19 protein-coding genes are annotated in these 25,253 nt (G+C 60.6%); 15 read left to right on the forward strand and 4 right to left on the reverse strand.

Annotation, left to right across the window (positions count from 1 at the left end):
* The first annotated feature begins 270 nt into the window (after window positions 1-270).
* The 6 genes from DW180_RS03810 (at window position 271) to DW180_RS03835 (ending at window position 6,263) form a co-directional block, all read left to right on the forward strand.
* Window positions 271-1,743, forward strand: a complete 1,473-nt coding sequence (locus tag DW180_RS03810; protein ID WP_117779441.1) for a PTS fructose transporter subunit IIC — start codon at window positions 271-273, stop codon at window positions 1,741-1,743.
* Between the two features lie 144 nt (window positions 1,744-1,887).
* The gene (locus tag DW180_RS03815; RefSeq protein ID WP_118237513.1) at window positions 1,888-3,156 is read left to right on the forward strand and encodes a class II D-tagatose-bisphosphate aldolase non-catalytic subunit; all 1,269 of its coding nucleotides are present in this window, start codon (window positions 1,888-1,890) and stop codon (window positions 3,154-3,156) included.
* A 125-nt stretch (window positions 3,157-3,281) separates the two neighbouring features.
* Entirely contained in the window at window positions 3,282-3,965 is a 684-nt protein-coding gene (gene fsa / locus DW180_RS03820; RefSeq protein ID WP_006235616.1) for a fructose-6-phosphate aldolase, read from the forward strand.
* A 64-nt stretch (window positions 3,966-4,029) separates the two neighbouring features.
* On the forward strand, window positions 4,030-4,860 hold the full coding sequence (locus DW180_RS03825; RefSeq protein WP_089573497.1) for a transketolase: 831 nt from the start codon (window positions 4,030-4,032) through the stop codon (window positions 4,858-4,860).
* Complete coding sequence (locus DW180_RS03830) at window positions 4,860-5,798, forward strand: transketolase family protein (RefSeq protein WP_118237515.1); 939 nt, start codon at window positions 4,860-4,862, stop codon at window positions 5,796-5,798. The genes DW180_RS03825 and DW180_RS03830 overlap by 1 nt, the downstream gene beginning before the upstream one ends.
* 12 nt (window positions 5,799-5,810) lie before the next feature.
* On the forward strand, window positions 5,811-6,263 hold the full coding sequence (locus tag DW180_RS03835; RefSeq protein ID WP_089573499.1) for a PTS sugar transporter subunit IIA: 453 nt from the start codon (window positions 5,811-5,813) through the stop codon (window positions 6,261-6,263).
* A 142-nt stretch (window positions 6,264-6,405) separates the two neighbouring features.
* Here DW180_RS03835 and DW180_RS03840 read toward each other — a convergent pair whose 3' ends face one another.
* Window positions 6,406-7,284, reverse strand: coding sequence for an ATP-dependent sacrificial sulfur transferase LarE (locus tag DW180_RS03840; RefSeq protein ID WP_118237517.1), 879 nt, complete (start codon window positions 7,282-7,284; stop codon window positions 6,406-6,408).
* A 173-nt stretch (window positions 7,285-7,457) separates the two neighbouring features.
* On the opposite strand from DW180_RS03840, the gene DW180_RS03845 reads away from it, so the two are divergent.
* From DW180_RS03845 to DW180_RS03880, 8 genes are all read left to right on the forward strand, one after another.
* Window positions 7,458-8,108 (forward strand): HAD family phosphatase, encoded by a 651-nt coding sequence (locus tag DW180_RS03845; protein WP_118237519.1) that lies wholly within the window; start codon window positions 7,458-7,460, stop codon window positions 8,106-8,108.
* Window positions 8,109-8,328: 220 nt separating this feature from the next.
* Entirely contained in the window at window positions 8,329-9,813 is a 1,485-nt protein-coding gene (locus DW180_RS03850) for a rhamnulokinase family protein (protein WP_118237521.1), read from the forward strand.
* A gap of 199 nt (window positions 9,814-10,012) precedes the next feature.
* Complete coding sequence (gene rhaD / locus DW180_RS03855; RefSeq protein ID WP_117759237.1) at window positions 10,013-10,843, forward strand: rhamnulose-1-phosphate aldolase; 831 nt, start codon at window positions 10,013-10,015, stop codon at window positions 10,841-10,843.
* Window positions 10,844-10,863: 20 nt separating this feature from the next.
* On the forward strand, window positions 10,864-12,291 hold the full coding sequence (locus tag DW180_RS03860) for an arabinose isomerase (RefSeq protein ID WP_118237523.1): 1,428 nt from the start codon (window positions 10,864-10,866) through the stop codon (window positions 12,289-12,291).
* Window positions 12,292-12,725: 434 nt separating this feature from the next.
* Window positions 12,726-14,402 carry a PTS transporter subunit EIIC gene (locus DW180_RS03865; RefSeq protein WP_118237525.1) on the forward strand — a complete coding sequence of 559 codons (1,677 nt, stop codon included), beginning with the start codon at window positions 12,726-12,728 and terminating at the stop codon, window positions 14,400-14,402.
* A gap of 82 nt (window positions 14,403-14,484) precedes the next feature.
* Complete coding sequence (locus tag DW180_RS03870) at window positions 14,485-16,764, forward strand: family 78 glycoside hydrolase catalytic domain (RefSeq protein WP_118237527.1); 2,280 nt, start codon at window positions 14,485-14,487, stop codon at window positions 16,762-16,764.
* Window positions 16,765-18,666 carry an FAD-dependent oxidoreductase gene (locus tag DW180_RS03875; protein ID WP_117759244.1) on the forward strand — a complete coding sequence of 634 codons (1,902 nt, stop codon included), beginning with the start codon at window positions 16,765-16,767 and terminating at the stop codon, window positions 18,664-18,666.
* A gap of 45 nt (window positions 18,667-18,711) precedes the next feature.
* Window positions 18,712-19,539, forward strand: a complete 828-nt coding sequence (locus DW180_RS03880; RefSeq protein ID WP_117759246.1) for a PRD domain-containing protein — start codon at window positions 18,712-18,714, stop codon at window positions 19,537-19,539.
* A 138-nt stretch (window positions 19,540-19,677) separates the two neighbouring features.
* On the opposite strand, the gene DW180_RS03885 is transcribed toward DW180_RS03880, so the two are convergent.
* A complete protein-coding gene (locus DW180_RS03885) occupies window positions 19,678-20,883 on the reverse strand; it encodes an ATP-binding protein (RefSeq protein ID WP_117759248.1) in 1,206 nt (401 codons plus the stop codon).
* 216 nt (window positions 20,884-21,099) lie between these two features.
* Complete coding sequence (locus DW180_RS03890) at window positions 21,100-22,233, reverse strand: LacI family DNA-binding transcriptional regulator (protein WP_233508907.1); 1,134 nt, start codon at window positions 22,231-22,233, stop codon at window positions 21,100-21,102.
* 317 nt (window positions 22,234-22,550) lie between these two features.
* Between DW180_RS03890 and glmS the strand changes: the two genes are divergently transcribed.
* Window positions 22,551-24,398, forward strand: coding sequence for a glutamine--fructose-6-phosphate transaminase (isomerizing) (gene glmS / locus DW180_RS03895; protein WP_118237529.1), 1,848 nt, complete (start codon window positions 22,551-22,553; stop codon window positions 24,396-24,398).
* 118 nt (window positions 24,399-24,516) lie between these two features.
* Here glmS and DW180_RS03900 read toward each other — a convergent pair whose 3' ends face one another.
* A complete protein-coding gene (locus DW180_RS03900) occupies window positions 24,517-25,218 on the reverse strand; it encodes a GntR family transcriptional regulator (RefSeq protein WP_050766156.1) in 702 nt (233 codons plus the stop codon).
* Window positions 25,219-25,253: the final 35 nt, after the last annotated feature.

The following is a 25,253-nucleotide window of genomic DNA, read 5'->3' on the forward strand; positions in this document are numbered from 1 at the left end:
TGCGCATCTGCCGTCTACCGAGAAAATCAAATACTTCTTGACTTTTGAAATCGAGGGTAAAATCGCAGGATTCATTTTTAGTTAAACGCATAACTAAATAGCGTAACCAACGCTCTGACCTGCGCGTTTACCGAAATAAACTGGCATTAAGAAAAACGAGCACCTATATTGGTCTTGTCGAAAAGACAGCAAGTCCAAACGGCAGGGGATGCTCCGGAGGCCTCCGCAAACGGTGTCTTGCGCACGCAACTCTATGAAAAGAGGGAAGCAATGAAGATCGTAGGCGTTGCCGCCTGTACCGTGGGTATCGCCCACACGTATATGGCCCAGAAGGCGATTCAGGATGAATGCGCCGCTCGTGGCATCGAGTGCAAAGTCGAGGCTCAGGGTGGTCTGGGTATCGAGAATGAGCTCACGCAGGAAGACGTTGATTCCGCCGACCTGGTGCTCGAGTCCGTCGACGTGGGTGTCGAGAACGAGGACCGTTTTGAGCAAAAGATGGCCGAGGGCAAGTTCCTCAAGGTCGGCACCTCGGATGTAATCGCCGATCCGGTAAAGATTATCGACCAGGCTGTCGAGATCATCAAGGCGACGGGCGGTGCCGTTGACGCGTCCAAGGCCGAGGCCAAGGCAGAGAAGAAGGCCGTCTCCGCTGCCCCGCAGGCCCCGACACCGGCGTCCAAGCAGTCCATCTTTGCCGATCCTGGCAAGACGCTGCTCAATGCATTCAATACCGGTGTTTCCTATTTTATCCCCATCGTCGTTATCGGTGGCGTGTTCCTCGCCTTCTCGTTGGCATCCGGTACTGCCGGTGCTAGCGGTATGGAGGTCACCAACCCGTTGATGGTGAGTCTTAACACTATCGGCATGGCCGGCATCTCTATGATGATTCCGGTGCTTGCGGCATACATCGCCTACTCGATGGCCGGTAAGCCCGCACTTGCCCCCGGCTTCGTCCTGGGCTACTTGGTTAACAACGCCGTCGTCACCCCGAGCGGCAACAGCGTTTCGACCGGCTTCTTGGGCGCCATGATCATGGCTGTCATCTGCGGTTACTTTGTCCGCTGGATGAAGACCTGGAAGGTCAACAACACCATCCAGACCATCATGCCCATTCTGATCATCCCGATTCTGACCTCGCTCGTCCTGGGCATGGCTTACATCTACATCTTGGCCACGCCGCTTGGCTTTGTGATGGATTGGCTCACCAGCGTGCTCGGCAGCCTGCAGGGCGGCTCCGCCGTCGTCCTGGGCTTGGTCATTGGCGTTATGACCGCTTTCGATATGGGTGGCCCCATCAACAAGACCGCTTCAACCTTTACCATGGCCATCATGGCCTCCGGCATCTACGGCCCCAACGGTATGTTCCGCGTCGCCGTCGCCATTCCCCCGATTGCTTGCGGCCTCGCTGCGCTCATCGCCAAGAACAAGTTCGATGACGCTGACCGTCAGATGGGCATCTCTGCGCTGTTCATGGGCTGCATCGGTATTACCGAGGGCGCTATTCCCTTCGCGGTCAAGGATCTTGGCCACACCCTGCCCGGCATTTGCATCGGCTCTGCCGTGGGCGCGGCGCTTGCCGCCTTCCAGGGCATCGACTGCTATGTTCCGCATGGTGGCTTTATTGTCGCCCTGGCCACCAACAACGTCGCGCTGTTCTGCCTGGACATCGTGATTGGCTCCTTGGTCGCCGCTGCAATCCTGATTGCCATGAAGCCCACGCTCGATAAGCAGGCCAAGTAAACCTTTAAGGACTCCGGTTGTGCGGAGGGATGGATTTGACTCCGCACAACCGCCCCTACACAACAAAATCCATCCGCACTGATAGGGCCCACATCTGGGTCCCAGGGAACTTTTGTCAAAAATCCTCTGGAGAAGGAGAACAAAATGTCCAACCTCACCATCCGCCAGGCCGTTCAGGGCATGCTCAAGCTGCAGGACAGCGGCGATCACGCAACCATGGTCGGCATTGGTCCCATGAGCCCCAACCTGATTCAGGCCGTGTTCGAGCTTGCCAAGGACGAGGATTTCCCGCCCATGTTTATCGCTAGCCGCAACCAGGTCGATATGGACGAGATGGGCGCCGGCTACGTCAACGGTTGGGACCAGACGCGCTTTGCCGCCGACATTAAGAAGGTTGCCGACGAGGTGGGTTATACCGGTCCGTACTACCTGTGCCGCGATCACGGCGGTCCGTGGCAGCGCGACGAGGAGCGTAACGCCCACCTGCCCGAGGACGAGGCCATGGAGCTCGCCCGCAAGTCCTTTGTCGCCGACATGGAGGCAGGCTTTGACCTGCTGATGGTCGACCCCACCAAGGACCCCTATCAGATCGGCAAGGTTATTCCGCTCGACGTGGTGCTTCGCCGCACGATCGATCTTATCGACTATCTTGAGCAGTACCGTCGCGAGCATAACCTGCCCGAGGTTGCCTATGAGGTCGGTACCGAGGAGACCAATGGCGGCCTGACCTCCACCGACAAGTACGAGGAGTTCATTTCTCAGCTGCAGCCCGAGCTCGAGAAGCGCGGCTGCCCCATGCCCACCTTTATCGTCGGCCAGACCGGTACGCTCACCCGTTGGACCGAGCAGGTCGGTCATTACAACTTTAAGAATGCCCGCGAGCTCGCCGACATGGCCAAGCGCTACGGCGTGGGCCTGAAGGAGCACAACGCCGACTACCTGGACGACGCGACGCTGCTCGAGCACATCCCGGCACACGTGACCGCTTCCAATGTCGCCCCTCAGTACGGCACCGAGGAGACCCGCGCTTACCTCAAGCTCTGCGCTACCGAGCAGATTCTGGTCGACAACGGCCTGTGCGACGATCCCTCCAATCTGTATCACACGCTGCTGGTCAAGGCCATCAAGACCGAGCGCTGGCGCAAGTGGATGACCGGCGACGATGTCAACCTGCAGGTTGACGACATTCTGGCCGACGACGAGCTCAGCCTGAAGATTCTGGATGTCTCCGGCCACTACGCGTTCAACGATCCCGAGGTCAAGGAGCAGGTCGAGAAGCTCTATCGCAACCTCGCTGCCCAGGACATTGACGGCAAGCGCTTTGTGATCGAGCACATCAAGCGCCCGATCAAGCAGTACGTCGTCGGTCTTAACCTCAAGGGCGTCACGAGCCGCATCGAGAAGGCTCTCTAAGTAGCTTTTCCTACACGACGCCGGGCCTGGGGCATGTCCCAGCTGCAGGCCCGGCACATAGGACAAAAGGACATCCCCTTTGTCCTATTTTTTGAGTTTTGGATTCCTTAGAAGGAGTTTGCACCATGAAGTTCTTTATCGATACCGCCAACCTTGACGAGATCGCCGAGGCCAAGAGCTGGGGCTGCCTTGCCGGCGTCACCACCAACCCGTCCCTGTACGCCAAGACCGGCGGCAAGCTCGCCGACTTTGAGCCCCATATGCTCAAGATTGCCGAGCTCTGCGAGGGCCTGCCCGTGTCTGCTGAGTCCACCGCGACCACTGCCGAGGGCATGATCGAGGAGGGCAAGCGTCTTGCCGCCCTGGCTCCCAACATCGTGGTCAAGCTTCCCGTGTGCGAGGCCGGCCTCGCCGCCTGCCGCGCCCTGGCCGATGCGGGCGTGCGCGTCAACATGACGCTTGTTTTCTCGCCGACGCAGGCCCTCATGGCCGCCAACGCCGGTGCCCGCTACATCAGCCCGTTTGTCGGCCGCTTTGACGACATCGCCGAGGACGGCATCTCGCAGCTCGACAATGTCGTGACATGCATCAAGAACTATGACTGGACCGGCAAGAACGTCGACGACACCGTCGAGATCATCACCGCTTCGGTCCGCACGCCCAACCACGTGACCCAGGCGGCTCTTCTTGGTGCCGACATCGCGACCGTGCCCATGGCCGCTCTCAAGAAGTGCCTGCATCACCCGCTGACCGACCAGGGCCTCGCCTCTTTTGAGGCTGACTGGCAGAAGGTCGTCGCTCAGGCTTAACGACCGGGTTGCCCTCGGCATCGCGCCATCCGGTGCCGGGGTTGTTCTCAAGAGAGGAATTCGTATGACCAACCAGGAGCTGGCGAAGGTCGCCAATGAGGTCAGGAAGGGTGTCGTGACTGCGGTTCACGCGGCCAAGTCGGGACATCCGGGTGGATCGCTCGGTGCAGCCGACATCATGACGTATCTGTACTTTGAGGAAATGAATATCGATCCTGCCGACCCTCACAAGGCCGATCGCGACCGCTTTGTGCTCTCCAAGGGTCACGCGGCGCCGGGCCTGTATTCGGTGTTGGCAAATCGCGGCTATTTTCCCGTCGAAGAGCTCGAGACGCTCCGCCATATTGGCAGCCGACTGCAGGGCCATCCCAACATGAACGATACCCCAGGCATCGATATGTCCACCGGCTCGCTCGGTCAGGGCATCTCTGCTGCAGTTGGAATGGCGCTTGCCGCTAAGCACTGGGGCGACAGCTACCGTGTCTACACGTTGCTGGGCGACGGTGAGTGCGAGGAAGGCCAGGTGTGGGAGGCGGCTATGTTTGCCGGCAACCATGCGCTCGACAATCTTGTTGCCGTCGTCGACCACAACGGCTTGCAGATTGACGGCACGATCGATGAAGTCAACTCGGCCATGCCGCTTGCCGACAAGTTCCGCGCCTTTAAGTGGCATGTGATAGAGCTAGCCGATGGCAACGACATGGCGCAGATTGAGGCGGCTTTCGCCGAAGCTCGCGAGGTGACCGGCGCGCCCGTCGCTATCATCGCCGAGACGGTGAAGGGCAAAGGCGTCTCCTTTATGGAGAACCAGGTTGGCTGGCATGGCAAGGCGCCCAATGACGAGCAGTTTGAGCAGGCCATGGCCGAGCTCGCGGCAGCAGGAGAGGAGCTCTAATGGCAGAGGTCAAAAAAGTCGCCACGCGCGTAAGCTACGGCGAGGCGCTCGTCGAGCTGGGCAATGAGCACGATGACTTTGTAGTGCTCGATGCCGACCTGGCTGCCGCTACGCAGACGGGTAAGTTTAAGGCTGCCCATCCTGAGCGCTTTTACGATGCCGGCATCGCCGAGAGCAACCTGATGGGTCTTGCCGCCGGCATCGCGACCACGGGCCGCGTTGCTTTTGCGAGCACCTTTGCGATGTTTGCCGCCGGTCGCGCCTACGAGCAGGTCCGCAATTCCATTGGCTACCCGCACCTCAACGTCAAGATTGGCGCCACCCATGCCGGCATTTCGGTGGGCGAGGACGGCGCCACGCACCAGTGCTGCGAGGATATCGCACTCATGCGTACGATTCCGGGTATGACGGTGGTCGTTCCCGCCGACGATGTCGAGGCCCGCGCCTGTGTGCGCGCCGCCTATGAGTTTGAGGGGCCGGTCTACATGCGCTTCGGCCGCCTGGCAACACCGGTCATCAACGATCACGAGGACTACGAGTTCAAGATCGGCCGCGGTGTTGTTGTACGGGAGGGCTCTGATGTCACGATCGTCGCGTGCGGTCTCATGGTCGCTGAGGCGCTCGCTGCCGCCGAGGCGCTCGCTGCCGACGGCATCGATGCTGAGGTCATCAACATGCATACGATCAAACCGCTCGATGAGCGTTTGGTGGTTGCCAGCGCCAAGAAGACCGGTCGCGTGGTCACCGCCGAGGAGCATTCGATTATCGGTGGTCTTGGCGAGGCCGTTGCCTCGGTGCTCGCGGAGCAGCATCCAGTGCCGATGCGTCGCGTCGGCGTGCGCGATGTGTACGGCGAGTCCGGCCCTGCGGTCGATTTGCTGCACAAGTACGGTTTGGACGCCGACGGCATCGAAGCTGCGGTCAGGTCCGTGTTGTAAGGAAGGCTTTCCATGGGGTTTGTATCTGCCAACCAAGTGACGATTGGCTACGCCGCCGCCTCGCGCGAGGACGCGCTGCATTATCTGTCCGAGCAGGCTGTTGAGCTTGGTTTTGCCGATGACGCGTCTGCTGTAGAGGCGGCTTTTATTGCTCGCGAAAACGAGGCCGAGACTGGCCTCGTCGCCGGTTTTGCCGTTCCGCATGCCAAGAGCGATGCGATCCATACGCCGGGCGTGGCCGTGCTCAAGCTGTCCGAGCCTGTTGAGTGGCCGAGCTTTGATGGCGTGCCCGTCGATGTGGCGCTCGCGCTGTACGTGCCCGCCGGCGAAGCGGGAACCACGCACCTGCGTCTGCTCTCCAAGGCTGCCGTGATGCTGATGGATGCTGGCTTCCGTGACAGGGTGCGCGAAAGCACCGATCCTGTCGAGATTGCCGAGCTCATCAACGCCGGGCTCGAGGGCTAGAACGGGCTCTCCGTTCCATTAATCGATCCTTCTCCAAGGAAAAGGGCCGCGACGCTATAGGCGTCGCGGCCCTGTCTGCGTTTCCCCAGATAAAACCTGCCAAAATAAACCTGTCCCTTTTTTGTAGGTTAAACGGCGTAACTTAAAGGTTCATGTTGCCGTGGATGTAGGGGGTGACCTCGGGGGAGATATGGCCGCAGCCCAGCTCGCGCAGCGTGGACTCGATGGCGGCGGGCAGCGGGGTCTTGCCTTCGGCGTCGACGGCGGCACCGCTGAGGGCGGCGATCTTGGCGACGTCTGCCGGCTCGGCCTCGATATGCATGCAGCCGCCGACGAGGCGTGCGCGGACCTGGTCCAGGCCAAGGTCGTGCAGGTAGTCCTCACAGGTGCGGATTACATCGACCTTCTCGCGCGTGAGCTCCTCGCCCGTGGGGACTCGCGTGGCCAGGCAGGCTCCTGCCGGCAGGTTCCAGACGGGATAGCCCCAGGCGCGTAGCAGCTCGCGCTCCTCGTCCTTGGTAAAGCCGACCTCCATAAGCGGCGAGCGCACGCCGAGCTCCTGGGCGGCGCGCATGCCGGGGCGGTAGTCGCCGCGGTCGCTTGCGTTGCTGCCGTCGATGACGGTGGGAAAGCCCAGCGACTTGGCGTGGTTGACGATGGCGGTAAAGCCGGCGCGCTTGCAGTGGTAGCAGCGGTTGGCGTCGTTGCAGGCTACCTGGGGGAGCTGCAGCTGATCGACCGAGAGGTTGAGCACGGGGAGCTTAAAATGCGGCCCCTCATCGGCCTGCCCGTCAACCGCCCGCTCAAACGAAGCCTGCTCGGGCGTGCCGATGAGCGGCGTGGTGAGGTGAACAAGAAGCGTGCTGGCGGGCATGATGCGGGCGCAGACCGCGGCCAAAAAGCTGCTGTCGACGCCACCGGAAAAGCCGATGGCGACGCGTCCGTATGCTAAAAGCAGCTGCTCGAGCGCTGCGAGTTTGTCCTGAAGCCCCTCTGCGGGTGCGGTGGTGTCTGAAAGCATAAGTCGATCCTTGCCGTTGAGTACTCGGTCGAAAACTATAATCCTACCGAGTCGCTTGTCATAAGACTTCTATCTATGTAACGAAAGTGCAATATGCTATATACGTTATATACAAGTTTACAGGTGCGGTAAAGTTGCGGGAGTACAGCAGCGCGAAGAGATGGGGGACCGATATGATCAAGGCCGTTATTTTTGACATGGACGGAACGCTGGTCGACACCGAGCGTTTGGGTATCAAGGCGTGGAAGGCGGGCGCGGCCGAGCTGGGATTCGCGATTGATGATGCGCTGATCCATCAGTTTATCGGTCGTACGCTGCCCGATGTCATGCGCATCCTTGAGGAGCATTACGACAGCAGCGAAACCGCTGAGGCAATCTATCGTCGCCATAAGGAGATTCGCGACGAGATGGTCAAGACCGATCTGGAGCTTAAGGCTGGCGCTGCCGAGTGCCTAGGCGAGCTGCTGGCTGCGGGCTATCACGTGGGCCTCGCGACGTCGTCGCGCCACGTTACCGTCGAGCGCAACCTTAAGACGGTCGGCCTCTTTGACAAGTTTGAGACGGTGACCTGCGGCGAGGACGTCGCGCACGGCAAGCCCGACCCCGAGATGTACCTGCTCGCCTGCGAGCGCGCGGGCTTTGCTCCCGAGGAGTGCGCCGTGGTCGAGGATTCGCGCAACGGCTGCGTCTCGGGTATCACGGCCGGCTGCCACGTCTTTGCCGTTCCCGACATCGTGCCGCTGCCGCAGGACGTGGTGGATGGCTGCGAGGCTGTGCTCGATACGCTGTTCGATCTGACGGCGGCGGTCAAGGCCGTGTGTTAGCGTTCGCATGTGAATCATTTCAATAGCATTTTAAGGATGCGGCCAACCGCTAAGTGTGGGTGGCCGCATCCTTTTGTTTAGAAGAGTTTTTAACCCAAAAACTACCGCTTACCGATTGATAACAACCGCTCGCCGGACTAAAGTTGACTCATATTGAAATTGAAACGGTTCAAATAATAATGAAAACTGTAAATGAAGCGCTTCAATAAGGGGAGAGCACATGGAGAGTCGCATCGAGTCCAAGCAGTACGCAGCGGTCGATATCGGTGCCTCGAGCGGTCGCGTTCTTGCCGGCTGGATCGAGGACGGCAAGATGTCCTACCAGGAGGTCTACCGCTTCGATAACGAGCAAAAGCGCGTAGACGGCCACGACTGCTGGGACGTTGAGGCTCTGTTCGACCATGTTGTCGCAGGCCTGCGCGCCGTCAAGGATCAGACCGGACAGGCTCCGGCCACCATCGGAATCGATACCTGGGGTGTTGATTTCGTGCTGCTCGATGAGCACAACAAGATCGTCGGTGATACGGTCGCCTACCGCGATGCCCGCACTGACGGCATCTACGAAGTTGCCGACCAAATTATGGATCCGGCCGAGGTCTATGCCCGCACCGGCATTCAGCGTCAGCCTTTCAACACGCTCTATCAGCTGCTCGCCCTCAAGAACGAGCATCCCGAGCAGCTCGAGGCAGCTCGTACCTTCTTGATGATCCCCGACTATCTCAACTGGCGTCTGACCGGCATCAAGGCCAACGAGTACACCAACGCGAGCACTACCGGCATGCTCGACGCCGAGAAGTGCACGTGGGACACCGAGATCCTTTCGCGCTTTGGTATTCCCCAGAGCATCTTCCTGGAGCCGACCATGCCCGGCGCCGTGCTCGGCGAGCTCACGGCCGACATCTCCGAGAAGATCGGTTACTCCGCGACCGTGGTGCTGCCTGCCACGCACGACACTGGCTCTGCCTTCCTGGCCGTTCCCGCCAAGGATGACAACGCCGTCTACATCTCGAGCGGAACGTGGAGCCTGCTGGGCGTTGAGAACCAGCACGCTATCACCAGCGAGTTCGCCCGCAAGCAGAACTTTACCAATGAGGGCGGCTACCTCAAGCGCTATCGCTTCCTCAAGAACATCATGGGCTTGTGGATGAACCAGTCCGTCCGTCGCGAGATCAACGGCGTAGACTATGTCGAGGGCAAGACCTCGCACAAGGCTCTCATGGATCATAAGGTTGGCTTTGACGAGCTCCGTACGCTCTGCCGCGAGGCTGAGCCCTTCGAGGCGTATGTCGATGTCGACGACGACCGTTTCCTGGCCCCCGACTCCATGATCCAGGAGATTAAGCAGGCCTGTGCCGAGGGCGGCGAGCCGATCCCGCACACCGTGGGCGAGATCATGCGTACCAACTACTGCAGCCTTTCGCGCTCGTATGCCAAGGCCATCGAGGGCTTGCGTGAGCTTTCGGGCCACGACTACACGAGCATCAACATCGTGGGCGGCGGCTGCCAGGATTACTACCTCAACCAGATGACGGCCGATACCTGCGGGCTCCCCGTGTTCGCCGGCCCCATCGAAGGTACCTGCATCGGCAACTTTATCGTTCAGATGATCGCCGGCGGCGATTTTGCCGACCTGGCCGATGCCCGTGCCTGCGTTGCCCGCTCCTTCAATGTCAAGCGCATCGACCCCAAGGGCACCCAGGCCTAAACGAGGGCAGGGCCTGCCCCGACTCACCTTTCAACTACCCCCAGCCCCGCGTGCGGCAAACGACTCCTGCCGGGCGCGAGCGGCTCTCTCCGATGACATACGGCGCGGAGGCCCTACACGAAACCATACTCCGCGCCGACGTCAATCGGCTTGCTACGTTTTTCAATTGGACCTGCGGGTCCCGGAGAGGAGACAAACAATGGCAATGGAAGATCTGGCGTTTATCAAGGGCTTCTGCCGCTTGTGCGATGACGGCTTTAAGCAGGGCTGGCATGAGCGCAACGGCGGCAACCTCACTTACCGTATGACCGACAAGGAGGTCGCCGAGGCCAAGCCGTTCTTTGAGGAGCCTCGCGAGTGGGTCAAGATGGGCGTGCGCGGTGAGAATCTTGCTGGCCAGTACTTTGTGAGCACCGGCTCGGGTAAGTACATGCGCAATGTTCTCGAGAGTCCGCATGCCAACATCGGCATCGTCGAGATCAACGAGACCGGTGACGCCTTCCGCATTGTGTGGGGCCTTGCCAACGGCGCCCGTCCGACCAGCGAGTTCGAGAGCCACTACATGAACCACTGTGTCGCCGCCGCCCGTACCGATGGCGCCGACCGCGTGATTTACCATGCCCACACCCCCGGCATCATCGAGATGTCCTTTGTGGTGCCGCTGGAGGACCGTGCCTTCACCCGCATCCTGTGGCAGATGATGACCGAGTGCGTCGTCGTCTTCCCGACCGGCGTGGGCGTGGTGCCCTGGATGGTCCCGGGTGGCCCGGCCATCGCCGAGGCGAGCTCCGAGCTCATGAAGACCTACGACACCATCGTCTGGGCCCACCACGGTCTGTTTGCCGCCGGCCCTGACTTCGATACGACCTTTGGCCTGGCGCACACCGTCGAGAAGGCCGCCGAGATTTACCTGGCCGCACGTGCTGCCAACGGTGGTTCGGATGACTTCCTCAACAAGATTTGCGACGAGGGCCTCAAGAACACCTGCCGCGACTTTGGTATCAAGATCAACGAAGCATTTGTTGACTAGCGCAAGAAAGGTGGATATAGATGCTCGTTAACACCAAGGCCAAGGTTGGCGTCTTTTCTATCACCCTCGGTGCCTATCTTCCGCAGTTTCCGCAGCTCGTTCCCAACTTCGAGCAGCAGTACGAGGACTTTAAGGCCACGCTGCCCACGACAGTCGAGCTTGTTGACGGCGGCATGGTGACCACCAAGGAGCAGGCCCAGGTCGCTGGCGACAAGTTCCGCGCCGAGGACGTCGACCTGGTCATCCTGCAGATGCTCACCTATGCCACGAGCTACAACGTGTTGCCGGTCGTGCGCGACCTGGATGTGCCCGTCGTCGTGGTCAATGTGCAGAAGAAGGCCCAGCCCGACTACGCTAACACCGACATCCCCACGTGGCTGGGCGACCTGTACGCCTGCGGCGCCCCCGGCGAGGTCGTGGCCGACCTTAACCGTGCCGGCAAGCGTCATGCTGTTGTGACCGGCGTTGTCGAGGGCGGCGACCCGGCTGTGGCCGAGCAGCTCGAGCAGTGGTGCCGCGCCGCCCAGGTGCGTCGTCGCCTGCGTCGCACCAACATCGCCCAGATCGGCCGTCCGTACCCGGGCATGATGGACCTCTACATCGACGAAACCAACCTCTACAACCGTCTGGGTCTCTACACCAAGCAGTTTGACTGGGAGAAGATGTGGGCCATCGCCGACAACATCGATGACCAGGCCGCCGTGGACGCCAAGGCTGCCGAGATTCTCGACACCTTCGACGTCGAGGGCGGCGCCAAGGTGAGCGACGAGCCCATCCAGGAGATGGCCAAGTACGTCGTTGCCTTTGAGCAGTGGGTCAAGGACGAGGAGATCGGTCTGGTCGCCAGCCACTACGATGGCTATGCCAAGGGTCAGGCCGGCGTGCTCGACTCCATGCTCATTCCGGCGTTCTCCATGCTCATCAAGCAGGGCACGAGCTGCGCGGTCGAGGGCGATATGAAGGTCGCCATCGCCATGAGCATCCTTAAGACCATCTCTGGCACCGGCCAGCTTTCCGAGATGTACTCCATCGACTTCCCCGAGGACATCGTCATCATCGGCCACTCCGGCTCTGGCGATGCCGACATCTCGACCGCCAAGAAGCCGACGCTCAAGGTCGTCCCCGTGTTCCACGGCAAGACCGGCGGCGGCTACCTCACCCAGTTCTATCCCGGCCACGGCACCATCACCTTCCTGGGCATCACGCAGGACGGCGACGGCAACTTCAAGTTTGTGGTTGCCGAGGGCGAGAACGTCGACGGCCCGATCTTTACCTTCGGTGACACCAACATGCGTATGAAGTTCTCGATCGGCGCCCGTGAGTTCATGGATCGCTGGAACGAGACGGGCCCGACTCACCACATGGCCGCCTGCCTGGGCAGCCAGACCGACACGATTCTTAAGGTCGCCAAGATTTTGAATGTGCCCGTCGAGATCGTCTGCCGCTAGATTAATAGCCACAGCTGGGTGGACCTCCCGCCTGTTTTGATGCGGGAGGTCCACTTGCGCACAGCAGCCTTAGCTGCCCAGCCAACAAAAATGGCCATTTTTGTCGTTAAGTAGGCCCAAAATGGCCTCTTATCAACAGAAATGGCCATTTTTTTTGAAGGGGAACGACGGGTTTCAACCGTTTGCCGCGTAAAAGCCACCGTTTGCCGGTACGTCATTTGAAACGTTTCATCGCAATGGCTATAGTGTAGCCAGAAAGAAAAGCTGCGCCGGAGACAAGGTGTCAGTGGGATTGTTATTCCATTTGGAAGCATGACCGGGTCAGAGGCTCTAGGAGTCCTCTGGCTCGGTCTTTTTTGTGCAGCTATTCTTGAGGTCGATGCAGTGCACGGCAGCGGCCCTATGGATTGGGACCTAAGGAGAGGCGGTTTGCGATGGATGTTCTCGAGACCATCAAAGCCCTGGTCGGCGGCGACACGAACGTGAGCTCGGTGATCGAGCTTGACGGCGGCGCGCAGATCAGGGTCAAAGACGCAAGCGCCGTGAAGCTCAGCGAGATCTGCGCCCTAGCGGGCGTGGAGAGCGCCAAGCTCACGTCCTCGGTCCTCAAATGTACGTTTATCCACGGAAAGGGTAAGCACATGGGTCAGTACCATGAACTCGCCGGCGAGATCCTCAAAGGGGTCGGCGGTATCGAAAATATCAAGAACGTGCGCCACTGCATCACGAGGCTGCGTTTTACGCTCAAAGACGAGAAGATCGCCCAGGACGAGACGATCAGCAACCTTGACGGCGTCATCCAGGTCATGAAGGCCGGCGGCCAGTACCAGGTCGTTATCGGCGCTGCCGTGGACGATGTCTACGAGGAGCTCGTGAGCGAGTACAAGGTCCCGGGCGTGGGCACGGTCGCTGAGGACGATGCGGCCGAGGACGAGGACGAGAAGAGCCGCAACGTCTTTAACATGCTGATGGACACGGTGTCGGGCTGTATGGCGCCTACGCTTATGCCCCTCGCTGCCGCAGGTATGATCAAGGGCCTGCTCGCCCTCTGCATTGCCATGGGCTGGCTCACCGCCGATAGCGGTGCCTACATGATCTGGTACTCCATTGCCGACGGCTTCTTCTACTTCCTGCCCATCATCTTGGGCTACACTGCGGCCAAGAAGTTCGGCTGCAACGAGTTTCTGGGCATGGCGCTCGGCGCGGCGCTCGTGTATCCGGCCATGGTCAACCTGAGCTCCACGGCCGAGGTCGCAGGCACCATCCTCGAGGGCACCGCCTTCCAGATGAGCTACTACAACACCTTCTTCGGCATTCCCGTCATCTTCCCGGCGGCCGGCTACACTTCGAGCGTTATCCCCATCCTTATCGCCGTGTGGGCCGCCTCTAAGCTCGAGGGCGCGCTCAACAAGGCCGTCCCGCAGCTCATCCGCTCCATGGCCGTGCCGTTCCTCTGCTTTGCCATCATGGCTCCCGCGACCTACCTTGTGATCGGCCCCGTGGCCTCCATGATTTCGGGCGTCCTCACCCTCATCACCGAGACCCTCATCAACATCCCCGTCGTGGGCGGCGCTGTGGTCGGTCTCGTCGTGGGTGGTGCGTTCTCCACGCTCGTTATGTTCGGTCTGCACTGGGCCATCATCCCCATCATGCTCAACAACATCGCTATGCTCGGTTACGACCCGCTCATGGCAGCCGGTTCCATCGGCGGCTTCGTGGGCGTCTCCCAGGGCCTGGCCGTGATCCTGCGCACCAAGAGCGACAAGACCCGCAACGTTGCCATCCCGGCCACCATCTCGCAGTTCTTTGGCGTAGGCGAGCCGCTGCTCTACGGTATCCAGCTCCCCAGCAAGTTCCTCTTTATTCAGAACATCGTCTTCAGCGCAGCAGCCGGCCTGGTTATGGGTGCGCTTAACGTCCACGCCTTCAGCATGGGCAGCGCCGGTCTCTTCGGTATCCCCACCTTTATGGATCCCTCGGGCGCCGACACGAGCAATATCGTGTTCTACCTGGGCACCCTTGCCGTGATCATGGTCGTTGCCTTTGTCTTTACCATGGCGACCTATCACGACGACGGTAGCTACCTGGGCAAGAAGCGCGCCGACAAATAATCGTCGGTACAGATTACACCCCAGCCAGAATGGCGGTTCCACGTGGCGGGCCGCCATTCTGTTTATCTCTTGAGAGGTCAGGATGGAGCATACGTTATTGGACGGGGCGCGCTGGATCGCAGGCGCGCCGTTTTGCTACGAGCCCGAGTCGGCTTTTTTTGGCGAAACATATCGAAACCATGTGGTCATGGGGTCGTTTGAGCTTGAAAGCGTGCCCGCACGGGCCGAGCTCGAGCTGGCGGTGCTGGGCTATGCGCGCGTGCGCATCAACGGTAAGCGCGCGGATGGCTCCGAGCTTCTCGGATGGTGGACCAACTTTACCAAAAAGGTCTATGCGCACAAGGTCGACGTGGCGGGCCTTTTGCATGAGGGTGAAAACGAGATCCAGATCGAGCTCGGCAACGGATTTTTTAACCCCTCGCCCTTACGCCTGTTTGGCAAGTACAACCTGCGCGAGCGCCTGACCGAGGTCGGCACGCCCCGCGTGGCCGCACGGCTCGTCGACGGCGAGGGCAAGGTGCTCGTTGCCACCGATGCCTCGTGGAGTGTGCGCGAGGGCGACCTCCTGTTCAATAACGTGTATCTGGGCGAGGTGTTTGACCTGCGCGGGGGTGCTCCCGCGGCAGGCCCGTGCCCTGTGACGGTATATGACGATACTCGCTCGGTCGAGCTCACGCCGGTCGCCCCGTGCGTGCGCGCGGGAAGCATTGCGCCCGTGCGGATCTTTGAGCACGAGGGGGCGACGGTTGTCGACTTTGGCGAGGTCGTCGCCGGATTTTTGCGTATGCGCGTGGCGGCTCACGCGGGTGCGCGCATCGAGCTTCTCTATTCCGAGACCTGGCGCGATGGCGGCCCTTATACAGGGACGGCGGTTGCGGGCTATGCCGGCATGGAGACTCCGCGCGGCGTGTGTCCCGGCGGTCCCGACGCTCCCGAGCCGGCCGAGCAGCACGACTCGGTGCTCTGCCACGAGGGCGTCAACGAGTTTGAGAACCGCTTCTGCTGGCATTCGTTCCGATACGTGAGCGTGACGGGCGCGTCTGCTGCCGACATCGTCGAGGCGGTGGCGACCTATGTGCATACGGACCTTGCGCAGGTGGGTAAGCTTGAGCTGGGCTGCGAGCGCTTTGAGCGGCTGCACGAGGCTGCGATCCGCACCAAGCTCAACAACAACCACGGCCTGTTTGAGGACTGCGCGCGCGAGCGCTTTGGCTACGGCGGCGATATGGTGGCCCTCGCCGCGTCCCAGACGTTCTCGTTTAACGTCGCGGGCCTCATCGACAAGACGCTTGCGGATTTTGCACGCGATCAGACGGAGCGAGGCGGCCTTCCCGAGACGGCGCCGTTCATGGGTATCGGCTCCAACGGGCCCGCCTATGGCGAGGGGCCGCTTATATGGCAGATCGCCTACCCGTATCTGGCGCTTGTTGCAGATCGTGTCTGCGGGCGACGCGACCTGCTCGAGCGGGAGTGGGCGGGCATCGAGCGCTTTGGCGACTACCTGCTCGGCTTTGATGCGGCAGAGCTCGCTCCGCACTGCCTGGGCGACCACGGCAGCCTGATTGCGCAGGGCTTCTCGAGCGGCAGCCCCGACAAGGAGTTTGTGGGCTGGTGCGCAATCCTTTGGGCGCTCGGCCTTGTGTGCGAGGCGGGGGAGCGCTTAGGCTGCGATGTCGAGCGCTTTGCTGCGGCCGCCGCAGAGCTGCGGCCCCGGATCATCGATCGCTTTAAGCACGAGAACGGATCGTTTGGCGACGGGACCCAGACGTCTTGGGCGTTTGCCGCGGAGCTCGGCCTGGGCGACCAGTCGGAGCTGGTGGGCGCACTGGTGCGTGCGATCAAGGCCGAAGGTGGCGTGCTCACCACGGGCATCTTCGGTACCTCGTTTGCCTTTAGGCTGCTTGCGGAGTATGGCTACAGCGAGCTTCTTGAGCGCTGGCTGCTGCGCGAGGAGAACCCGAGCCTACTCGGAATGCTCGCCGACGGCAACGGGGCGCTTATCGAGATGTTCGACGATCCTTTGGCCTCGTGCGACCATGCCATGTTCTCGAGCTACGACCAGTGGTTCTACGAGGGTCTGGGTGGCCTTTTAGTTGCGCGCGACGCGCAGGGCTGCGACAAGCTCACGGTCAAGCCCTACCTTTCGCACGCCACGGACAGTTTTGCCTGTACGTGGAAGACCTGCAAGGGCGCGGCACGCGTGGAGTGGAAGCGCGCGGACGGCGCGGTCACGGTTGCCGTCGAGGTGCCCGAGGGCGTCGAGACGGCCATCGAGTCCCCCTGGGGCTCGGAGGTCCTCTCGTCAAAGACAGAGGGCACGCGTACCGTCATGGTCGTTTCTGAAGAGAAAGGGGGCTGCTAGATGAGCTACCCACATCTGTTTTCTCCCATTAAGCTGGGCGACACGCTTGTGCAGAACCGTATCGTCGCAAACCCCATGAGCGAGCATTACGAGGATCGCTGCCGCGGTGGCGCCGGTGTCGTGATCTGCGGGCACACCATTGTGGAGCCCGGGCGCTCGTCGTGGATGAGCGCCGATGAGCCGTATGCATTCTCCAAGTACGAGCGCGAGTCCACGGTGGCCCGCGCCCGCATGGCGCGCGCGGGTGGTGCGGCGGCAAGTATCGAGCTTGCGCATGCGGGTCAGTATGCGCGCACCGTGGACTACGCCATGGGACCAGACGGCTTTGTGCGCGCCGATGGCATCGAGGTGCGCGCCATGACGCCCGCCATGATGGAGCATACGGCCGCATGTTGGGTGCAGGCGTGCGTTGATGCGCGCCGCGCGGGCTTTGACATGGTGTTTTTGCACTTTGGGCACGGCTGGCTCATGGGGCAGTTTTTAAGCCCGCTGTTCAACCACCGCACGGATGGGTACGGCGGCTCCATCGAAAATCGCATGCGCTTTCCCTTGCAGGTGCTGAGCGCCTGCCGCGAGGCCGTGGGGCCGCGCTTCGCCATGGAGATGCGCATCTCGGCTGACGAGTGGATGCCGGGCGGCATAGAGCTTGACGACGTCATCGCGTTTTGCCGCGAGGCCCAGCGCTACGTGACAAGCATTCAGGTCTCCTGCGGGCTCGATATCGAGCACGAGGCCAACGTGCACACTTCGGCAACTAACCTCGACCCGCATCTGCTCAACCTGGAGCTCGCCCGTGCCGTCAAGGCGGCAGTCGATGTCCCCGTGACGCTCGTGGGCTCCGTCGAGACGCCCGAGGAGGCGGAGCGCGCCATCGCCGAGGGCGCCTGCGACATGGTGGCGCTCGCGCGCGCCCTGGCCGCCGACCCCCTGTGGCCCGCCAAGGCACGCGACGACCGTGCCGAGGATATCGTGCCGTGCCTGCGCTGTCTGCAGTGCTACCACATTTCGACGGACCGCTGGAACGTGGGCTGCAGCGTGAACCCGCGCTTTGCCAACGAGGATTTTGTTCCGCGCACGGTGGAGCCCGCGGAGGTTTCGAAGCGCGTACTCGTGGTGGGTGCCGGCCCTGCCGGCTGCATGGCGGCGATCACAGCCTGCGCGCGCGGTCACAAGGTGGTGCTCGCGGAGCGCGCCGATCGCGTGGGCGGCAATGTGAGGCTTATCGCCCAGGAATCCCACAAGGAGGATATCGCTCGCTACTTGCACTATCTCGAGCACAAGATTGCCGGGCTCGAGCGCGCGGGTGAGCTTGACGTGCGCTTTGGGTGCGAGGTGGACCGTGTCTTTGTGGAGGAGATGGCGCCCGATGCGCTCATCGTCGCCGTGGGCGCCGAGTCGTTTGTGCCTTCCGTTCCGGGTGTCGATGCGCCCGTCGTTATGGGGTTTGCCCAGGCTATCGAGCATGTGGAGGACCTCGGCTCGCGCGTGGTGGTCGTCGGCGGCGGCACGATCGGTGCCGAGCTGGCGCTCGAGCTTGCCGAGCAAGGGCACGAGGTCAAGGTGGTCGAGATGGGGTCTGCGCTCGCGGCGCAGGGCAACTCACTCTTTAGGATTGCGCTCCGCCAGATGTTTGACAGGCAGGGCAAGGCCATCGAGGTGCTGCTCAACACTTCTTGCACCTCGATCGGCGATGAGGGCGTGTGCGTGAGCGGGCCCGATGGGGCCGAGTGCGTGCTCGCCTGCGACAACGTGGTGATCGCTGCGGGCGTGCGGCCGCGCACCGCGCTTGCCGAGGGCCTTGCGGGCGTGGTGCCCCAAACGTATCTTGTGGGTGACTGCCGCCGGGCGCGCGTCATCAAGGATGCCGTGTTTGAAGGCTACTCTGCGGCGGCATCCATCTAGCACATGTGCTAGGTTGTACAGTGGGTCAGAAAGGAAGGATAGGCGATGTGGATCCTCAAGAAGATCAACAACAACTGCGCGCTTGCCCGCGATGACGACGGGCAGGACCTTGTTGTCTTTGGCAAGGGCATCGCCTACCGCAGGCCCCCTTATGAGCTTAAGGACCTTTCGATCGTCGAGCGCACGTTCTACGGCGTGGGCGGGGCGTCGGTTGCCGCGCTCAAGGATATTCCGTCCGATGTGCTGCTGCTTGCGGCCGATATCGTCGATTACGCGAGCGCCAAGCTCGACACGGAGTTCAACCCCAACGCGCCCGTGACGCTCGCCGACCATATCAATTTTGCCTGCCAGCGCGTGAGCCAGGGCGTGGTGATCGAGACGCCGCTTTCGTTTGACGTGATGCGTCTGTATCCGCGCGAGGTCGCCGTCGCCCGCCGTGCGCTCACGCTCGCAAAGAGCCGCCTGGGGGTTGCGCTTCCCGAGGCCGAGGTCACCAACATTGCTCTGCACCTGATCGACGGCGAGTCCGAGCAGAGCAACATGGAGGCTACGATCGAGGCGACGCGCGTGCTTGAGGACCTGACAGAGATCGTGGTGCGGCACATCGGAGCTCTCGATACCTCGTCTTTTACCTATGCGCGCTTTGCGATGCATGTGAGATTTTTGCTCGACCGTATCAAGCTGGGGGAGGACGCGGATGCCGGCTTTGGAACGATGCTTCCCGTTATGAAGGAGACGTATCCGGAGTCGTATGCCTGTACGGCAGATATTCTCGCCTACTTTATTTCCGAGCACGGCTGGGAATGCAGCGAGAACGAGACGCTCTACCTGCTGATGCATGTTCAGCGACTTAAGGCGAGTATCGAAGGATAAGGTCGTTTTATTTGGATGGGCCCCTCCCGGAAGGGACCCGGAGGGTGGCTAGGGTGGAATAAAAGGGGCTTTTTTGCTTTAAACGATCGAGGGTGCAGCCTTGGCAAGGGGTCGGCGGAGGGCTTTGGGCGCTATGAGTTACTCCAGGAGCCAGTCGATCACGTTGCGCTTGCGGACTCCTTCGTAGTTCGCGTCCGCAAACAGCGTGTCGAGCGTAAGAAGCGTCTTGGGGTAGTTGTCTCGGACTTTCTTAAAGGGGGCCAACTCTCGATTGAGGGTAGTTTCGTCGAGCGTTGTGGCTGAAACCTGAAAATAGGCTGTCTCGTCTGACTTTAGGGCAACAAAATCGATTTCCCCGCCGTCGATATCGCCCACGTAGACGTCGTATCCACGGCGTAGGAGCTCGAGATAAACAACATTTTCGAGGATATGACCGATATCGCTGCTTTGGGTTTTGACGAGAGCACCTCTAAGTCCAAGGTCAACGGCGTAGTATTTGCCGTTTGTTGAAAGAAGCTGCCGACCGCGCACGTTATAGCGCGGAGCAAAGTACAGCACAAGGCTGTCTGTTAAGCCTTTGAGGTATTTGGCTACGGTTTTCTGGTCGGTTTTGTTGCCGTTGGACGAGAGCGTGTCGGAGATTTTTTTAATCGAGATCCGGTTTCCAATGCTATGGAGTAGGAACTTGGTGATATCGCGCAGGGTCGGGACGTCCGAGACCTTCAGGCGTTCGATAACGTCGCGTATGACGATGGTATCGTAGAGGCTCATAAGATAATCGCGCGCCTGGGGTCCCTGAATACCCGTCTCGGCGATAAAGGGAAAAGAGCCCCGGGTGATGTACTCGTCAAACAACTGCGCGGGAGCCTTTCCGTCATTGGTTTTTGCCGAGCAAAACTCTTTAAAGGATAGGGGCAGCATCTTGAGCTCTACGTAGCGGCCGGAGAGCAAAGTTGCCAGCTCGCTCGAGAGCAGATAAGCGTTGGAACCGGTTATGTAGAGGTCGACATTGTCCTTGATAAAAAGACTGTCGACGGCTTTTTCGAAATGCTCGACGTGCTGTATCTCGTCCAGAAAAACGTAGTTCATCTTATCGGGGACGAGTCTGGCGGAAATGTAGTCGTAGAGTGCTCTATACGACGTAAGCGACTCGAACTCCAGGTCTTCAAAGTTGAGGGATATAACCTGGTCGCCTGTGATTCCATGATCGCGCAGGTAGCTACGGTAGATTTCGAATAGCTTTGATTTGCCGGACCTTCGCACGCCCGAAACGACCTTGATGACGTGCGAGTCTTTCCACGAAATGAGCCAGTCGAGGTACTGTTTGCGATCAATCAGATTCATGAAACCCCTTTCTTGGCGAGAAAAAACTGGAGCAAAATCAATACTTATAGGAAATATCTAAAAATATGGAATTGAGTCTATTTTAACAAAAAAGTTAATGAAAAATGGATTATATTCCGTAAATATCCGTAGCCGCAGGTCCGGCTAAACGGGGAGGGCACATGGGGCCAGTAAAAAACGCCGCAGCGGGCCTGTTTCCGTTGCGGCGTTTTTTTGTCACAAGTAGGCGCCTAGGTTGATGTCGGTTGTTGGGACCATGGGTTGGCCCGTCGGGTGCGGCTTGGCATTTTGGGTGCTTACGCGCTCGAGCAAGAAGGGACGCACGAGCTCCTGACGGTTAATGTCCTCGCTGGCCGTGACCGTGGTGACGGTGCGCGCGGCGGAGCCGATGCGGACTCGTTTGGTCTTGGCGGCAGGTTTATCCTCGATTTGCTCTATGAGCAATTGAACGCCCTTGCGGCCAATCTCGTAGCCCGGGGGCGCTACCGTAGTGAGCGGGACCGATCCGCTCCATGCAAGGGGGTTGCCGTCGCAGCCGGCCACGCGGACCTGCTCAGGGACGGAGATGCCTTTGTCGGTCAGCGCTGCGATAACGCCCGAGGCCAATACGTCGGTCAGGCCGATGACAAAATCGGGGCGCTTGTCATCAGGGCGCTCGGCAAGCTGGGCACCGATGCTGTAGCCGTCGGCAGCGGTATTCCATTCGCCGGCGTCGATGACTTCGATCTTGATATCGGGATGCAGGGCGAGGGCCTTGTGGATGCCAAGTACGCGCAAGGTGAGCTGCATAAATGCCGCTCTGCCCACAACGGTGATATGGCGTGCGCCACGGGCAACGGCGAGCTCGGCGATAATGCGGCCTTGTGCCTCGTTGTCGGCAGCCACGTAATAACCGGGCTCGGAGCAGTGGATGTCCAGATGGACGATCGGCACGGGCATCTTGGCCATGGCGGGGTGCCAGTCGGGGGACGCCATGGGCTGAACCATGACGCCGGACATCTGCGTGCCCATAAAATAGCGCAGGTAATGATCCTCGAGAATGTCGTCGTTATCGGCATTGGCGATGAGCAAGTCATAGCCGTGCTTGCGTGCCTCGTTGTGGGCACCGCTGGCAATCTGGAGCGAAAAGCCGTGGTCGAGACGGGGGAGGACAAGGCCAAAGGACTTAGTGGTGCCGCCGGCCAGCTGGCGAGCGCTTTGGTTGGGCAGGTAGCCAAGGCGATTGATGGTCTCGTTGATGAGCTTGAGGGTCTCGGGGCGCAGCTTTTCGGGGTGGTTGAGCGCGTTGGATACCGTGCCCAGCGAGACCCCCGCCTCGCGCGCGACGTCGCTGATTTTTACCTTTGCCATAGCGGCCCCTTTGATGCGTTTCAAGTACAAGGCAGATTGTAGCATCGCCCACCCCTAGGGTGTCAAAACCTGCCAATTAGGGACAGGTTTATTTTGGTAGGTTTTATCTGGGCAAACGCTGGAGCCCAAACCACCACAAAGGTGCCTGTCCCCATCGTGGTGGTTTGGGCATGTGTGCATCGAGTGGTATCTAAGTTGAGATACCACTTCTGGTATATCAGCTTGCGCTTGCGTGAGTACAATACTCGAACGTTATACGTCTCAGCGCCCCCTGTGCGTGGACGTCTTGCAGTCACGCGAACGAAGGGATTTATCCTATGTGCGGAATTGTCGGCTACACCGGCTCTGATATTGCAAAGAACATACTGGTCACAGGCCTTAAGCGCATGGAGTATCGCGGCTATGACTCCTCGGGCGTTGCGCTCGAGGTGGGCGAGGGCGCCGCGGCACACCTCGACGTCATCCGCCGCGTGGGCAAGGTTGCGGGCCTGGAGAGCGAGCTTTCCAACATCGACAGCGACGCTACCTGCGGTATCGGTCACACCCGTTGGGCCACCCACGGCAAGCCCTCCGTCGTTAACGCTCACCCCCACACCAGCTGCGACGGTCGTATCGCCATCGTCCACAACGGCATCATCGAGAACTTCGCCGAGCTGCGCGAAGAGCTGGAGGGCCGCGGCCACCACTTTAAGAGCGAGACCGATACCGAGGTCTTCGCGCATCTGATCGAAGAGGCTTATGCTGAGACGCACGACCTGATGGCCTCCGTGCGCGAGGCTTGCACCCACGTGGTCGGTGCCTATGGTCTGGCCGCCGTGTGCGCTGACGAGCCCGGCGTGATCGCCGTGGCCCGCAAGGATTCCCCGATCGTAGTCGGCGTGGGCGAAACCGGCTCCTATGTTGCTTCCGATGTCATCGCGCTCATCGACGCCACCCGCGATGTCGTGGTGCTCGAAGACGGTCAGTTTGCCAAGCTCACGCCCGCGGGCGTCGAGTACACCGACGAGGCCGGCAACGTTATCGAGCCCAAGGTCACCCACATCGACTGGGACCTAGACATGGCCGAAAAGGGTGGCTACCCCGACTTTATGCTCAAGGAGATCCACGAGCAGCCTCGCGTTGTGCGCGACACGCTGGTCGGTCGTATGACGCCGGCCGGCGAGCTCGACATCGACGAGCTGGGCCTTTCGCTCGAGGAGCTCAACGACATCGACCGCGTCTACGTGATCGCCTGCGGCACCAGCTACCACGCCGGACTCATCGCCAAGAACCTTATCGAGGGTTGGGCTCGCATCCCCACCGAGGTTGAGGCGGCCAGCGAGTTCCGTTACCGCAATCCCATCATTACGCCGACGACGCTCGTCGTTGCCGTGTCCCAGTCGGGCGAGACGGCCGATACCCTTGCCGCCATTCGCGACGCGCGCATCAAGGGCGCCAAGGTCTTCGGCATCACCAACGTGGTGGGCAGCCCGGTGGCGCGTGAGAGCGACGGCGTCATCTACACCAAGGCCAACAAGGAGATCGCGGTCGCCTCGACCAAGAGCTTTATCGGTCAGGTCGTGAGCCTTACGCTGCTGGCTCTGCTGCTGGCGCAGGTTAAGTACCGTCTGACCACCAAGCAGGCGCGCATGCTGTTCCGCGAGCTTTCCGATACGGCCGAGCAGATCCAGTGGATTTTGGATACCCAGACCGAGGCCGTTCATGAGGCCGCCCTGCTGTGCAAGGACGCGCAGTCGGCGCTGTTCGTGGGCCGTGGCATGGGTGCCGCTATTTCCTACGAGGGCGCACTCAAGCTCAAGGAGGTCAGCTACCTGCATGCCGAGGCCTACGCCGCTGGCGAGATGAAGCACGGCCCCATTGCCCTGATCGACCCGGGCTTCCCTGTCATCGCTGTGGCCACCAAGAGTGCCACCTACGACAAGACCGTGTCGAACCTCATGGAGTGCAAGGCGCGTGGCGCCAAGGTCATCGTCGTTGCCACCGAGGGTGACGAGGAGATCAACAAGATTGCCGATTGCATCATCCGCGTGCGGGCCGTCCGCGACGTGTTCAGCCCCATCACCGCGAGCGTCCCGCTGCAGCTGCTCGCCCGCGAGGTCGCCATCCTGCGCGGTTGCGACGTTGACCAACCTCGTAACCTGGCGAAAAGCGTTACTGTCGAGTAGTTGGTTCCGCCGTTCTAACGACCAAGGCCCGGCTCCGCGTCATCAGACGGAGCCGGGCCTTTTTGTACGGAGAAACCAGCACAAAGGTGCCTGTCCCCTTTGTGGTGGTTTTGGCAGGTTAGCGGAGCTTACTGGTCTCGAAGTACTCGGGGAACTGGTCCAGAACCTCGGTTTGGTTGCGGAACATCATGTGCAGGTGCTTGCTGACCAAAAAGCTCGCTTCGATGGGGTCGCGACCGGCGATAGCGCGGCGAATCTGCTTGTGCTCGTTCACGATGTCCTGATTGTCGAGAACCTGCGTGGCGGCGCGCAGCCAGCGGAAGCGCTCCAGGTCGGCATTGGTCTCTTCGAGCCACGACCACACGGTGCTGCGACATGCGATGCTAAAAATCATGTGATGCATGAGGTTGTCGCTCAAAAAGAAGCCGATGCGATCCTCTTCGGCCATGGCCTTTTCCTGCAGCACGATGGCGCGGTCGAGCTGCTCGATGCCGGCCGACGTGGCGCGCGCACAGCACTCCACAATCACCTGCTTTTCCAGATGCTCGCGGATGTAACAGGCACTCTCGGCAAGGGTGAGGTTGATGGGTGAGACGTAGGTGCCGCTCTGGGGCACGGTGCGCACCAGGCCTTCCTGCGCCAAGCGAACCAAAGCCTCGCGCACGGGCGTGCGCCCCATATCCAGGTCGTCGCAAAGTTGCTTGACGCCCAGCTTTTCGCCCGGCTTGTAGTCCAGGTAGACGATTTTGCGTCGAATGGTGTGGTAGGACTGGTCCTGTAGGCTCGTTTCCTGCTCGCCGACGTGCATCGATTCTTCCATAGCGCCTCGCAACTGTTCTATCAAACTCATATGTC

Origin of the sequence: Collinsella sp. AM16-21 (assembly GCF_003471905.1) — a bacterium.
Classification (GTDB): Bacteria; Actinomycetota; Coriobacteriia; order Coriobacteriales; family Coriobacteriaceae; genus Collinsella.